Here is a 15277-nt window from a genome sequence, read left to right on the forward strand (position 1 = left end):
ACTATTTAAAATCGTGAAATTGATCTTACCAACAAGGCACTTATCCCGGCTTATTTTCCAGTTTACCGGGGTTGGCCACTGCCATAGCTTTTTGCAAGAGCCATTAACTCCGAATCGAGTTCCGGCTGCACAAGCATACCCTCTATGGCTGGAACCAGATCGGTAAGAATGATCGTATCCCCAGCAGCTAGGCCTGAACCGATTACGGCAAAGTCTCCCATAACCATATCAACCACCACACTACGTGTTTCAAGGCGACCTTCACCATTGACCAGATACACAGTACCACCGTGAAGCGATCGTATGGGGACAACAAATTTTTCCTCATGGGGCGCACCATGCAGCTCTACCTCGCAATAGAGATTAGAAACGAGGGGTGGACGCACACCTGGTTTTACTTTCCCGTAAGGATTTTTGACGGCGATGTAGACGGTAAGAGCTCCGGTTTCGAGATCCACTGATTCACTGGTCCTCCTGAATATTCCCTCCCATACCGCTTCACGGTGGAACATGGGCAGACGAACCGTAGCCTTTAAGCCTATCATTTCACGGACCTTGTCCATATCGACTCCTCCATCCATGATCTTAGCCACGTCAAAGGGGGTGGAGAGTAAATGTACAAAATCGCTGGGAGAAAGCTGAACCGGAATTTCAATTTCAGCAATATTAATGGCTTTCACAACTGTCGAACCAACCTGGGCAAACTCGCCCAGTTCAATATTCACCTCTGAAATACGGCAGTCAAATGGGGCCCGAATGACGGTTCGTTCAATATCAAGTTTCAGTTCTGAGAGGCTGGACTCATCGGAGTTTTTCTGAGCCAGAAGTGCTGTTTCCTGGGAGGGAATAAGGTCCAGGGTATTTAGGAGGTTTTTCAGTGTCGTCTGCTGGTTTAATACATTTTTCTCTTCCTGATCCAGATCGGACTGAGAGATATAACCTTTCTCAGTCAGCTTTCGCTTGCGTTCAAGCTCCTTTTCTGCGAGCAGCAAGGACTCTTTTTCAATCTCAATAAGCCGCCTGGTATTCTCTTCCTGCTGCTTGAGCTCTTTGAGCTGGGCATCCACGTTCATCACCGAGGCAACACCCCTCGTCTCAGCCAGACCATAACTGATCGGGTCAATGCGCAGGATCAGGTCACCTTTTGAAAAAAATGCACCCCGTTTTAGTTCAGGATGGATCTCAATAACCTTACCGCTCACCTCCGGGATAGCTCCCCAGGAGTCAGTCGGCTCAACGTAGCCATACCCCACAACACGTGGGACTACAGACTGAGGCTCCACCATAATGGCAGATACGACTCGACTGCGTTCTTTTGCCTCAGGGCGATTGGGCTCCTGTTTGTTCTTGACCATGGTAATGAAAAAGAGAACCCCTACAATCACAGGGACAAAGAAGACCAAACGTTTGGCATATTTCATTGAACGACCTCTTGGATCTTAATATTATTCTGCTCTAAAGTTGTTCCCACTGACTGATACAGTCCAATAATTGCCGTCTGATAATCAGAAATTGCGTCAATTTCCTTAGCCCTTGCATCTGTCAGATCTCGCTGAAAAAGCATAACCTGATAGCTGGTCGACAAGCCTGAGCGATACTTTTCTTCTTCTGTTGTAAGGGATTCTACCGCATATTGCTTTGACAACGCTGCAGCGTTATACCGTTTATAGGCTGCCCTCATATCCCTCAAAGCTGCACGCACCTCCACCGTAATCTGGGATTGCGTCTTCTGCTGATCAATGAGATATTGGCGCTTTTTTAAAATTGCAGCGGCATGGTTGGCATTTCCGAGCCTGCGTCCTATCGGTAGCTCAAGGGAAAGCTCGAGGCCAGCATACTGATAATCTTCGTAGATATCTGACTCATAACCATAAGAACCTGTGACATCATCCGCCTGACCATCATTGGCCATAAGGGTTGCACTTAAATCGAGCTGGGGTAGTCGCTGGTTATCATAGTAGGTAATATCTGTATCCGCAGAGGCGAGTTGTATTTTCGCAATCTGGTAATCTGTTCTGTACGAAAAGGCCTGTTCAAGCAGCTCTGTCTCATCCACTTCCACGACATAGAGCGCTGGAGGATCACCTGGTTCAATTTTTTCTGCTGTAATAATCGATCCATAAATATAGTTGAGCAGCTGATCCTGGGCATTGTAGAGTGTATTTTCTGCGGAAATAACACTCTCTTCCCTGGAGGCAACCTCCGCCTTTGCCTGGAGCAGGTCAAGTTTTGGAGAGCTGCCAAGTCGAACTCGCTCCTCAAACTCATCAAGGGAGCTCTGTGCAAGGGTGAGAGAGTCTTTTTGCACCTCCACATAGGCGAGGGCATAATAGTAGTTCCAATAGAGGTTTTGGGCCTCTGCAACCGTGTCAATGATAGTCTGCTTTAGGCTGAGACTTGCAGCCAACAGTTCGTTTTCAGCAAGACTGATTGATCTTCGGTTTACCGCGGTTCCTCTATTTTTAAGAAGAGGTTGAGAGACCACCAGGGTGACTGCGGCATTATCACCTTCAGATACCAGACCCAGTTGTTCAACTTCTTTCTCAGTCCATTCAAGGGTTGCGCTCACATCTGTTCCATACTGGAACTTTTTTTCAAGCCCAGTGGAAACCCCATAATCAACGGTCTCTTCGTCTCCAAGACTTTCCTTTGTGTTTTGCAGACCTGAAGAGCCTCCGAGCACAAAACTGGTATCAAAGGCCGCCTCCTCTGCAACCAGATTCTCCTTTTGTATCTCAGGAGAAAGCCGCTCTATTTGTAAACCAAGATTATTTTTAAGAGCCGCTGTCGTCACATCTTCAAGGGTGAGAGTAAGAGCCTCCACTCCTTTTACATTCGTTAAAACAGTCAGGAACAACAGGATGCATATGAGATTTTTGATCATAATCTTTTTACCACCTATGTATTTGAGCAAAAGACTCATTTGTTATATTTTTATAGCGTCCCAACATGCTCTAGCAATTGAAGTAATTAATTCTTTATCGAGCGTAACCAGACCTAAGGCAACATCATTTCCCAGAAAGACCAGACTACTGATGGTCATAAGACCATGGACCTGCAAGGGCATATCCTTGAGCCTTCCTTCCTCTCTTGCCTTTGCCAAAATCATATTCAGGGGGAAAAAAAATGGCCTTGCAAGAGCCGGATCTTTATCAATTTTGCTGAACATCGCTTTACGATATGCCAAACCCTGGGGTGTATTGATATAATGCATCAGGTACCGATGGGCGCCCTCATTGCCTTCGATACTCTTCATAAAATCAGAACAGTATGAGGCAAACTGCACCTCTACCTGTGCCCCTGGATTGTGGTTTTTACGTATATTTTTAGTAATTGACTGACCCGCATATTCCGCTGCGATGTTTATTAACTCCTCCTTGGACTGAAAGTGTCTATAGATTGTCCCCTCGCCAACTCCGGCTTCTTTTGCAATTTTAGCGGTGGAGACATTGACAAACCCGTGCAGTGCTACCTTTGTGATGATTGTTTCAACTATTTGCAATTTTTTAACTGTCCATTCTTCAATATGTAGATCCATGGCCGCCCTTTTGTGAGTGAGTAATCACTCGCACTCTATACCTTTAAAAAAATGTGTCAATAATTTTTAATTCACTCCCCCATCAGGGAACTCCCAAGACCATGCCTATCCTGCCAGACGCCTCTTACGCATAAGAAGAAGTAAGGAGAGTAAACCATAGCCTGCGGCACAGTACCAGAGTTGCCTCCAACAGGTGATAATATCCATGAATTCAGCACCCATCTGATTCAAGCGAAGAAACCCGTTCATGGCAGGGACCACAGGTATACACTGCACAACCACCAACAAACTGTCAGGGACTGCAGAGCTTGGCCATACAAAACCTGAAGCAAAGATAAGCGGCATGGATGACAGGAGTACAAGAAGAGTTGCAAGCTCACGCCGTGGAAGGATCAAGCCGAGTAAAATCCCTAAAAAACTACTGCTCAACAAAAATGGGAAAATCAGCAGATTAAGTTCTGCAAAGTCTGCGACATGGGGAATCCCATAAAAAGAAAAAGTGAAACCGAAATAGTACATGCAGAAAAGCCAGTAGATACCAACAAAAATGGAGCATCTCACCAATAACAGCTTCCAGGCTGGCGCCTCAAGCCAGTAACAGTCTTTAGCCCCAGCCCTCTGTTCTTCATTCTGCCCCCCTCCAAGAATTCCAGCGCCCATTAGTAGGGTTTGATGGAGGATGAGTATAAATATGGCAGGAATCACATAGTTAACATAGCCTAAGGTTTCATTAAAGGCGGAGATGATATTGAGTCTCATGGAACTGTATTGTTCAGCCGCCAGCGCCATGGACTGCCCGGACATCACCATCCGGCTTACCTTCACTTCAGCTGCCAGGGTCTGGCCTGCTGCTGCCATCCCTTCGAGGACTGTACCATATATTAAAAAATAGCTGGCATCTCCTGCAAAGGAGAGGGTCGGGCGTTTGTTCAGGAGTAGATCCCGGTAAAAGTTCTCAGGAATGAGTAGTATCCCGGCAAGGCCCTCTTCCACAAAGATCGTCTGTGCTTCTGCCAGGGTATGTGCTCTTCTACTCAGCTGCACCTGTGGGCTTGCATCAACCATCCTCTCAAGACGTCTGCTCATCTGGCTGTCATCCAGATTAACCACAACAACCGCAAGCTCCCGCGGAACCTGCTGAGCATAGGGGAGCGGATAGAGAAAGGAATAAAAAATCACCCCTCCAAAAACCGTCAGAAGGATGGCCGGATTTTTAAAGATCGCACCCAGTTCTTTTATTAAAATGTCCCACCAGCTCATGCCACCTCCCCGGTACCCTTTCGAGGTCCTGCTAATGATTTTGCAATAAGCAAAGCGAGAAGAAAAAGGCAGAGAAATAGACACAGGGCCTTAAACTGAGGAATCACAACAGTGGGTGAGGCTCCATAATTAACCTGACTGAATTGAATTTCAATATAATGGCTGATGGGTATCAGGCTACGCCATATTTTAGCAGGCAGGGTCATGTCGGTGACAGGAAAGGTCACCCCCATAAAGGCAAGTCCAGGCGCTGCGTAGGCTGCGGCCAGGCTCAAGCCCCTTGCCGCATCCTGGGTCACAAGAAAAAACAGGGATGCCACGGCAACACTGGCGCAAGACGTTAAAAACAATGCCACAACAAGAACTGACCAATCCCCATGCATCGGCCAGCCAAGGGCAATATACATGGCCCATAAAAACAGTAGTCCATGGAACCATGAAATCACAATAAGGGGGATATACTTGGCCATGACAGCTTTGAATGGCTGTCCCGCAAGCCATGACTCCAAACCTATTCGTCTTTTTGTACCAGCAAAGGACAGTACGGTGAGTGCCACCATTAAAATCTGCCACAGTGCGGGTAGAATTGCTGAAATAAGAAACTGGGCATAATTGGTGTTTACGTTAAAAAGCGGCGTAATCTGGGTGCCAATGGGGATTGCTGATGACAAGGCGGATGAAAATACCGACGCCCCCATGGCCAGATTCTTCTTCACCTCAACCTTCGCGGTAAAGGTCCCCTGGGCCTGGATCAGGGCAGAATTTATAATTTTACCGATGAGCAGGAACTGTGAGTTTACAAAGGCGGTAATCTCGGGAGCGAGCCCAAGGGCTGTATTTTTCTCAAGCCCCCCCGGCACCACGATCAGTGCATAGATATCACCCGCCCGCAGAGCAGCAGACCCAATAGAGATATCTCCATATCCCTGCACCAGGTCAAGGGAAGGACTTGCATCAAAGTTACGTAAAATAGAGCGGGAAACCTGACTCCGATCCAGATCCACATAGCCCACCGGCAACTCACGGGCGAGACCCTTTGCAAAGACTGACCAGAGGAGAATACCTAAGAGCAGGGGAATCCATGTGATAAGTGAAACAAGCCACGGATCCGTGAACAGCTGTCGCCATTCCCTGTTCAGCATTGTTGAAAAAGCAGGTTTACTCATTTTTCAAGAAGAACACTCATTCCAGCCCTTAGACCATCAATGGTTTCCACAGGTCTCGCTTCAATCTCAAAGGTTCTCATATCAAACCCCTTATCGCCATCCGTTGCGCGCCAGGTGGCAAAATCTCCCATTACAGCGACATGATCCACCCTGAAACGAAAAGATTGTTTGCCAAGGCCTGGGAGCACTGCACTAAACTCAGCTCCCTTTTTAAAATCCGCGAGCCTGTCTTCCCGGATATGGAATACAGCCCAGGCATCGGCCATGTCAATAATTGTGACAACTGGAAAGCCCTGGGGGGCAAGCTCCCCACTCTGAAGCAGGATCTGGGTAACTTCACCATTGTGCCAGCTGGAAATCTTCATATCGGCTGCGTACACTTCAACCTCAGTGACCGCCCCTGCGGCCATACGAGCCTTTCCTGTGGCCGCTTTTTTAGTCTCCTCCCGTGCACCTTCCTGGGCCATCTTATACATTTGCAGTGCACCATTTTCTGCAAAACGGGCTGCTTTTAGCTGTGTTTCCGCCTCGTCTCGTTTCTGTTCGGCCACAACACCTGATGCATAGAGGTTATCGATTCGTTGAAAGGTCTTCTCTCTCAGGTCCGATGCGGCCTTAGCCTGCTGCCACTTATCTCGGGCGGCTTCTATCTGCTCCTTTCGTGCACCGGTGTACACCTCTTCGGCAAGCGCCTCTGCTGCATCCTTCCCCGCCTGGGCCTGGAGCAGTTTAGCGTCAATTTCAGGGCTCTGGATGGTAAAAATCAGCTGGCCTTTTTCCACCATGTCTCCTTTTTTAACCAGTACCTCGTCGACACGGCCAGGAATTTTTGAACTGATATTGTACTGTTGCGCCTCGATCTGCCCCTGTATCCGAACAGGTTTTGGCTGATATGCAAGCCAAAAGGTATACGCCAACCAGCCAACAACGGCCCCAACAATTGCAAAAATTACGACAGTTCTCAATATACGCATCAGCGTACCTCTACAAGTGGTGAAATTTGATATTGGAAAAAGCTTGGCAGATCTCCACTGACCGTAACCAGCTTTGCAAGGGCGACAACATGATTATAGAGAGCAAGTGCCCTTTGAGACTTTACGCTTGCTAGAAAAAGCTCAGCATCAACGACATCAAGAGAGGTTGAAAGTCCCTGACTAAATGCCTTGATGCGCAGGGAAACTGTCTCATCGGCCAGTTGTTCACTAGAGCCAAGACCTTTATACTCTTCCAGTGCCTGCTCGGCCTGTCGATAGGTTTTTTCAAGAAGAATGGTCAGATCACTCATCGCCTGATTTTTAAGAGAATCTATCTGCTTGGCTGTAGATCTGGCAGCGGCGAGTTTTCCTGCACGACCATCACGTTCAAGAATAGGGATAGATACCCCAACTCCTACCATCCAGTCCGGGGCAAGTTCTGTTGCCAGATTCTCCTCTTCATAGAGACTATAGTTACCAAAAATTCCCACGGTGGGATAATACTTACCCTTTTCAACCGCAACAAGTCCCTCGACCTGATCCTTCTTGGAATCTAAGAGTCGCAGGCCTGGATAGACACTGAGGGTTCTTTCAAGTAACTGTTCCATCAGGGGCAGATTCTCTTTTGCAAAGAGTGCATCGGACGGCACCACAGTGTTGTCTTTTTTCAACATCCTGGTGAGGGCAAGCTGTGCAATTTCCAGATCACGTCCAGCTTTTTTCATCTCCACAACCGCCTTGTCGTGGGATGCTTGGGACTGCATCCGCTCAACCTTGGCAATCTGCCCCTGCTGTTCCAGCAGTACGGCGTGTTCAAGATGCTGTTTTAACCCGGATTCAACTTCCTTTCTGGTTTCGTAGACCCTTCGTGCGAGTATGGCACCAAAGTAGTAACGTGTCAGGGTCTCAAACTGGACAAGGGACTTCAACTGCAGGTTACTAGCCGCCTCCTTATATTTACCAGCAGCAATATCCTGGGCGGCAGTTATACGCCCACCAGTATAGAGAGGCCACTTGGCACTCACAGAGCTGATCACTGTTTCCCGGTCTGCAATGGTTGAGGTTAATGCACTCTCAAGCATGGTGGCAGACATTCCGTAACTTGAGGCAAGTCCACCTACAATAGAGGAAACCATGTCGCTGGCAGCCAAGCTATTTACAATTTGTGATGGTGAAAGTGTTACATCATCATCGAGATAGAGATAACTGGCAGAAATGGAGATCTCAGGAAGATAGAGGTCTTTTGCCGCATCCTTTTTATGGTCGGCACCCTCAACTTCTGCTCTTGCCGCCTTCAGGGTATCATTTTCTGCAGAGACAAGCTGCCAGGCATCGGCAAAACTCATGGTTTCTTCCTGGGCCATAGCCGAGAGAGACAGAGGTACACCTGCCATACTCACACCAAGAAACAGTATAAAAATACGTTTAAACATCATCAACTCAATTCCTACCTTGTCGTAGTTATCTATTGGAAATTGGATACATTATGTATGGTTCTCATACGGCGTGCCAATATATCGAGGATATATGCAAACAGCAAGGGTAGAATGAAAAACAGCAGTAAGGGATAATTTTCAATACACCTCTTTGTATTTCCGGTTCAACCTACCTCATCACTACCATGCTATATTCCAAAACGGTGAAAGCTGTATCAGTTTATAATTCAGGCAATTCCATCCTGTCAGAACTTTTTAGGGGACGAATAATTTCAAATTAATTAAAATTATTTTGAATGCTTCAACTTTTTTTGGCTGACATAATGAGCATTCGCTGATATTATAATTAGTGCATATTCACAAAACTATTTAATTTAATAAAGTTGAGACAGATGAAAGAACATCAATCGATCTTTGAAAACCTCCAAAAAATAGCGGCTTCTGTTGTCGCTATATATGGGAAAAATTGTGAATCCTGCATACATGACTTGAGATCGTTAAAAAACTCTCTCGTGTATCTGAGAGGTAATGTCACCCAGAGAAAACTCGGGGCACCAGCCACCGACCTGCTTATCAGAAAACTTAAGCAGGAGGGGCGAAACCCTAAAGATATGCATAACTACAAGACAATTACCCAGGACGGACGAACAGTTAAATCCTCCACCACCTTTATTAAAGACAGTAACGGAGAACCGATAGCAGCCTTTTGCATAAACTTTGACACCACTGATTTTTACAATGCAAGCCAGGCACTACTACCACTACTCAATATCAGCGACCAGACAAGCCATGACAGTCAGGAAAACTTTAGCCATTCAGTTGAAGAGACGATCGAAACTGTCTTTATCCAGGCTGTGGATGAGGTAGGAAAGCACCCTGCAACCATGGGGGTAGATGAAAAAACACAACTCATTACCTACCTTGAAGAAAGCGGTACCTTCCAGCTTAAAGGCTCAGTGGAGGAAGTTGCCCACCTCATGGGGGTGACAAAATTTACGGTCTATAATTATTTGAAGAAAGTGAGAAACCCTGAATTAACCCAACCCTTATGAACATAAAGCAAGAGGTAAACAAATGCACCGCACAATTATATCTACAGACAAAGCCCCAGCAGCCCTTGGCCCATACTCTCAGGCAGTATCTGCCAACGGTTGCCTTTTTATTTCTGGCCAGCTGCCAATAAACCCAGGCACCGGTAAGATGATTGAGGGGAGTATTGCGGATAAAACTACCCAGATTCTGGAAAACGCATCAATTATCGCCCAGGCAGCCGGGGTGACACTTGATAATGTAGTGAAGACAACAATATTTCTTACGGATCTCGGCGATTTTGCTGAAATGAACGAGGCCTACGCTAAACAGTTTGGCGAGACACTTCCGGCGCGATCAACCGTGCAGGTCGCTGCCCTCCCCTTAGGCTCAAATATTGAGATTGAATTTATCCTTGCGACCTAACCTGTATTTCAAAACAGTAAAGATTGAGACAACCTGTTCCAGGAGAACCATATGAGTTTTACGGCCAAAGACATTCTTGAAATGGAAGTCACCCTCGCCCTAGGCTGCACCGAACCGGTTGCCATTGCATTGGGAGCTGCTGCCGCTGCAACCCTGCTACCTGAAAAAGAATTTGACTCCATTGAAATTTGGATTGACCCCAACATCTACAAAAATGGGATGGCTGTGACCATCCCTGGTACCGGTGGTTTGCAGGGACTCGATACAGCCTCAGCGCTTGGAGCCTACGGAGGCGATCCCGAGCGAGATCTTGAGGTGCTCGAAAGTGTCGATGATGAAGTGCTTGCCAAGGTTAAAAAACTACTTGATGCCAAGAAGGTAATCGTTAACCTCCGTGATGAAGTTGGCCTCCATGTACGCACCAGGATTGTTTCAGGGGATAATGTCGCTGAATCCCTTATTATTGATCTACATAACAACATTGTGAGCCTGAAGCTGAACGGTGTCGAGGTAACAGACTCCCCACTGCTTTCATCGGTCAAGGGCAAGGGAGGCAAAAGGACCCTGGCTGAACTTGAGGAATGGTTACGAGAACTCACCTTAGAAGAAATTCTTCATCTGACCAGCCAACTCGACGACGCCGATCTCGACTTTCTTGAGGTTGGGGTCAACCACAATCTAGCTCTTGCGGAATATGGGTTGCAGCACGGCAGTGGCCTTGGAATTGGCAAGGCAATTGATCGCCTCATAAAGCAAAAACTCATGGTAAAAGATATGACCAGCTCTGCGCGTAGACTCACGTCTGCTGCAGCGGATGCGCGTATGGGTGGAGCCAAACTTCCCGCCATGAGTTCAGCCGGTAGCGGTAACCATGGGCTCACAGCCATCCTGCCGATCTGGGCCACCAAGGACTTTATTGACCATGACCGTGAAACCCTGCTCCGGGCCATAGGGCTTAGTCATATTGTTACCGCCTACGTCAAAGCACATACAGGAAGACTCTCTGCCGTGTGCGGCTGCTCCGTTGCTGCGGGGGCAGGGGCCACAGCCGGTATCACCTATCTGGTTGGCGGAGACGTCCACCATATGGAAGGTGCGATTAAAAACATTTTAGAGGACTTGGCCGGAGTTATTTGTGATGGAGCAAAGGCGGGATGCGCGATTAAACTGAACACCGCAGCGGGTGCGGCAGTTCAAGCTGCGCTCTTTTCTCTGCACGGTGTTAACGTTCAGGAAACAGATGGAATCATAGGAGATTCAACTAGAAAAACCATCCAGAACATGGGAGAACTCAGCCACGACGGCATGGTGCAGACCGATAAGACAATCCTGAAAATCATGCTGGAAAAACAGATGACAAGAGACAAAAATAAAGAGAAGTAGGATACAAGTAAAAAAACAGCTTCAACACCCTATATTTAGGGGGGGGGTGTTGAAGCTGAAGACTACACGTTACAAAGAACTATTTAACACACCATTCATAGGCATTCCTGAACATCTTCATCCATGGAGAGACCTCTATCCCCTTCATATCTTCAGGGAGATAATGCGCCTGCCAAGGTAGAAAGACCCGCTCTGGATGCGGCATTAAGGCCAGATGTCTACCATCACTGGAACAAAGACCTGCAAGCCCCTCAACAGAACCATTGGGGTTAAAAGGATATTGCTCAGTGGCCTGCCCATCATCATCCACATAGACCATTGGTATCATGCCACCCTTCTTCACAGATTCAAGCAGAGCCTCATCAGGGAAATGCAAACGCCCTTCACCATGGTCAACATGAATTCCAAAAACCAGATCGTCCATCCCTTGAAGCATCATGGCATTGCTTTTTTGCACCTTAACGGTAGTCCATCTGGACTCAAAACGACCTGAATTATTTCTCACAAAACGGGGTTGTTTCTCAGGCGCAATTCCAGCCTCAGGAATCCAGCCAAGGAGTCCAAACAGCTGACATCCGTTGCAGATTCCAAGGGTAAAGGTATCAGGACGCTCATAGAACTCGGTGAACATTTTCCCCAGTCTCTCGTTAAAGAGAATCGTAGCTGCCCAACCCTTCGCCGATTCCGGAACGTCGGCGTAGGAGAACCCTCCAACGGCTGCAAGTCCTCTGAAATCGTCAAGGTTTACAGTACCTGCCAAGAGATCATTCATACAAATATCCCAGGGCTCAAAGCCTGCACTATAAAAAGCTGAAGTCATCTCCCGGTCTGAGTTAGATCCCTCATCCCGTAGAATTGCGACCTTAGGTTTATTCGTACTGGCAAGAAGCTCTGCAGGAGTACGCTCTGGAGTAAAAGGCAGATTATACTTTGGTCCTTTACGTGCGTATATTGCCGCCTTTTCTGCGTCAGCACAGGTCGGGTTAACCTGGAGTTTTTCAAGCTGGTATGAGGTCTCTTCCCACAGACCACGCAGAACAACCATCTCCTCGTCAACAACCTTTTCACCATTATAGCTGACTTCAATCCGGCCGGTTGCTGTTGATTGACCAATCTTCACCGCAGCAACACCAGTGCTACTCAGGACAGCCAAAACCTCTTCAAGATTTTCCCCATCGCACTCAACCACCAGGCCAAGCTCTTCAGAGAACAACTTCTCAAAAACAGTACAGTCACCCTCAAGGGCAACATCAAGACCGCAATTCCCACTAAAGGCCATTTCAAGAAGAGTTGTTATAAGACCACCATCACTGCGATCATGTCCTGCGCGTATCAATGATTTTCCAATCAATTCCTGAACTGCAAGAAAACCTCTTTTCAAGAGCTTACCGTCATCCACGTCAGGACTCACATCGCCCATCTGCTGGAGTGTATGTCCCAGAGAGGTTCCTCCAAGGCGGTTTTTACCACCACTGAGGTCGATAAAGATAAGAGGTGCCCCCACATTTTTAATATCCGGGTTAACGACTTTTGTAATATCCGGAGTGGCAGCATAGGCAGAAATAACAAGCTCACGGGGAGACTTAACCATTTCATCCCCAACCATGGTGGCCATGGAGAGACTGTCTTTTCCGCCATCAACTGCCATGCCCACATCAATCATCACGTCACGCATGGCAGCAGCGGCATCATACAGGGCAGCCCCTTCACCCTCAAGCTTCGGTGCCCACATCCAGTTGGCAGAGCACTTCACCTGCTCTAGATCTTCAACTGTGCACCATACGAGATTGGTCAAACACTCACCAACGGCCATCCGCGCACCCGCTGCGGGATCAACCAGCATCTTGACCGACTGTTCACCAATGGCTGTTGCTATACCGGTTTTACCAAAATGACTCTGGGCCACCACGGCTACATTTCCAACAGTAAGCTGCAGAGGACCACAACATTGCTGCTGCACAATTAAGCCAGTTACAGCCCTGTCCACCTTGTTGGTCAAAAACCTCTTGGAACCAACCGAGACAAGACGAAGCACATCACGCAATGCAGAGGTAACTGTAAGATCTGCTGGAATTGTCAGCGGCTTACCACCCAAGGGGCGCCTGTTGTCTTCAAAAGTCTTTTGAGGAATCTCACCAAGAAGAACAGGTAAATCGATATCGACAGGCGTAGTGTTATTGCTCGCATCTTTGACAACAAAACGCAGATCACCTGTTACCTCGCCCAGAACCTCACAGCCAACTTTTTCGCGCTGACAGATGGCCTGAAAGTTTTCAATATTTTCAGGTCTAATTAAAAATCCGGTACGTTCCTGGTACTCAGCAACATAGATTTCAAGCACTGACATGGTAGGATCACCCACCCGAATATTACGGATCTGTACCCAGCCACCGGATTTTTCCACCAGCTCTTTTAATACATTAGCAGGACCGCCAGCACCCTGATCATGGATAACATCGATGAGGGTCTTATCACCCATCTCGTTGCAGGCACGGATAACGCGGTTCATCTTCTGTTCCATCTCCGCATCGCCTCGCTGTACCGCATTGAAGTCAAGGCTCGACTCGTTTTCACCCTGGAGCATAGAGGAGGCTGCACCGCCACCAAAACCGACCCGATAGGCAGGACCACCCACCTGGACGATGATCATCCCCTTTTCTTCTTTCTCTTTCTCGGTATGTCTGCCATCAAGCTGACCTACGCCTGCAGTGAACATAATGGGTTTCAAAAAGCCCCAACGCTCACCATTTTCAAGACGCATATCAAACGATCTGGTAAAGCCCTGAATAAGCGGTTCACCAAATTTATTACCGTAATCTGAAGCGCCATTACTGGCTTCAATTTCAATTTCTAGAGGATTGGCCAGATTTTCAGGAACCGGATACTGATTCTCCCATGGGAGATCATAGCCTGGAATATTTAGATTACCGACACAATAGCCTGCGGTTCCCGCAACAACAAAACCACCCTTTCCTGTTCCCAGTACGTCGCGAATCCTGCCGCCTGTCCCGGTTTCTGCCCCTGGAAATGGTGCGACTCCAGTGGGGAAGTTGTGGGTTTCTGCCGTCAGCAGTGGATTATAATTCACCTTCACCGGAACAAAAGGTGATGGTGCTCCTGGTACCTTTGGGATAATTGTATCGATATCATATCCATCTATAACACTGGAATTATCTTTAAAGGCGATAAGAGACCCTTTCGGGCTCGCGGTAAGGGTCTCTGTAACCAGATCAAAAAGAGTTGCTTCCATCTCTTCACCATCAATGATCTGCTTACCCTTAAAAAAACCATGGCGGGAATGTTCTGAATTAGCATTATTAAGATCCATAATCTCAACAATGGTCGGGTTCCGGCCCTGCTGTTTGACAAAGTAGTCATAGTAGAGGTTGCGATCCCACTCATCCATGGAGATACCCGGCAACTCGTTGAGTCCGTCTGGTCCCTTGGTTTTCAAATCCACCTCATAGACCTCTTCAGGCTCTACACCGGTGGCAAAGGTTGTAAGGGGGCTAGGGTAATGACACTCCGTCATCCGGTCATGGTTATTTTCAATAAAACTATCCAGATTCTCATCGCCAGGTACCAGATACCTTCTGGAACGCTCAACCCGGGTCACAACGTCAAGTCCGGTTGCAGAACAGATCGAAACCATATTAGAGGACCAGGCGGTGGCAAAGTTCAGCCTGGGACCAACTTCAACAACCCTCTCTCCGGTCAAAACAGGTGCTTCCTGAACAGTTTCCACCAACAGGCCATCGGCCAAAATCAGGCGAAGACGAGTCATCTCTTCGGGAGTCAGGCTACGATCTGACTCCACATTAAAACAGTAGGCTCTGGTTTCATCAATTTTCCGATACAACTGTGTGACTGTCACACCCATGATATTTCCCTCTATATTTGAACGCATAAAACAAACTATGGACTGTTGTGCTTAAAAGCTGTGAACATTCCTGACTGGTAAATTTCTTTGCTGCAGTATTATTGAGGCTGCTCGCGAATTCGCGACTATAGTAGCATTATTCCCCCAAAGTTTCTTTATGAATTTATTCTTGTTAGGGTCTTTTT

11 protein-coding genes are annotated in these 15277 nt (G+C 47.5%); 3 read left to right on the forward strand and 8 right to left on the reverse strand.

Annotated features, from left to right (window positions below; all coding sequences use genetic code 11):
* Positions 1–62 precede the first annotated feature (62 nt).
* From ACX6CI_RS17420 to ACX6CI_RS17450, 7 genes are all read right to left on the reverse strand, one after another.
* Entirely contained in the window at positions 63–1421 is a 1359-nt protein-coding gene (locus ACX6CI_RS17420; protein WP_458774928.1) for an efflux RND transporter periplasmic adaptor subunit, read from the reverse strand.
* Positions 1418–2884 carry a TolC family protein gene (locus ACX6CI_RS17425; RefSeq protein WP_458774929.1) on the reverse strand — a complete coding sequence of 489 codons (1467 nt, stop codon included), beginning with the start codon at positions 2882–2884 and terminating at the stop codon, positions 1418–1420. Before ACX6CI_RS17425 ends, ACX6CI_RS17420 begins: the two co-directional genes overlap by 4 nt.
* A 42-nt stretch (positions 2885–2926) precedes the next feature.
* Entirely contained in the window at positions 2927–3538 is a 612-nt protein-coding gene (locus tag ACX6CI_RS17430) for a TetR/AcrR family transcriptional regulator (RefSeq protein WP_458774930.1), read from the reverse strand.
* Positions 3539–3643: 105 nt separating this feature from the next.
* Positions 3644–4798, reverse strand: a complete 1155-nt coding sequence (locus ACX6CI_RS17435; RefSeq protein ID WP_458774931.1) for an ABC transporter permease — start codon at positions 4796–4798, stop codon at positions 3644–3646.
* On the reverse strand, positions 4795–5964 hold the full coding sequence (locus ACX6CI_RS17440; RefSeq protein WP_458774932.1) for an ABC transporter permease: 1170 nt from the start codon (positions 5962–5964) through the stop codon (positions 4795–4797). The genes ACX6CI_RS17435 and ACX6CI_RS17440 overlap by 4 nt, the downstream gene beginning before the upstream one ends.
* On the reverse strand, positions 5961–6938 hold the full coding sequence (locus tag ACX6CI_RS17445) for an HlyD family secretion protein (protein WP_458774933.1): 978 nt from the start codon (positions 6936–6938) through the stop codon (positions 5961–5963). Before ACX6CI_RS17445 ends, ACX6CI_RS17440 begins: the two co-directional genes overlap by 4 nt.
* Positions 6938–8374 carry a TolC family protein gene (locus ACX6CI_RS17450; protein WP_458774934.1) on the reverse strand — a complete coding sequence of 479 codons (1437 nt, stop codon included), beginning with the start codon at positions 8372–8374 and terminating at the stop codon, positions 6938–6940. Before ACX6CI_RS17450 ends, ACX6CI_RS17445 begins: the two co-directional genes overlap by 1 nt.
* 392 nt (positions 8375–8766) lie before the next feature.
* Here ACX6CI_RS17450 and ACX6CI_RS17455 point away from each other — a divergent pair, with 392 nt between their 5' ends.
* The 3 genes from ACX6CI_RS17455 to ACX6CI_RS17465 are packed head-to-tail and all read left to right on the forward strand — an operon-like array spanning position 8767 to position 11212.
* Entirely contained in the window at positions 8767–9426 is a 660-nt protein-coding gene (locus ACX6CI_RS17455) for a helix-turn-helix transcriptional regulator (RefSeq protein ID WP_458774935.1), read from the forward strand.
* A gap of 22 nt (positions 9427–9448) precedes the next feature.
* A complete protein-coding gene (locus tag ACX6CI_RS17460) occupies positions 9449–9829 on the forward strand; it encodes a RidA family protein (RefSeq protein WP_458774936.1) in 381 nt (126 codons plus the stop codon).
* A 51-nt stretch (positions 9830–9880) separates the two neighbouring features.
* Entirely contained in the window at positions 9881–11212 is a 1332-nt protein-coding gene (locus ACX6CI_RS17465; RefSeq protein WP_458774937.1) for an L-cysteine desulfidase family protein, read from the forward strand.
* 79 nt (positions 11213–11291) lie between these two features.
* Here the strand turns inward: ACX6CI_RS17465 and purL are convergent, their stop codons facing one another.
* Positions 11292–15092: a phosphoribosylformylglycinamidine synthase gene (purL, locus tag ACX6CI_RS17470; protein WP_458774938.1), complete on the reverse strand. Its 3801-nt coding sequence runs from the start codon at positions 15090–15092 to the stop codon at positions 11292–11294.
* Positions 15093–15277: the final 185 nt, after the last annotated feature.

This window comes from Desulforhopalus glucosivorans (genome assembly GCF_054397165.1).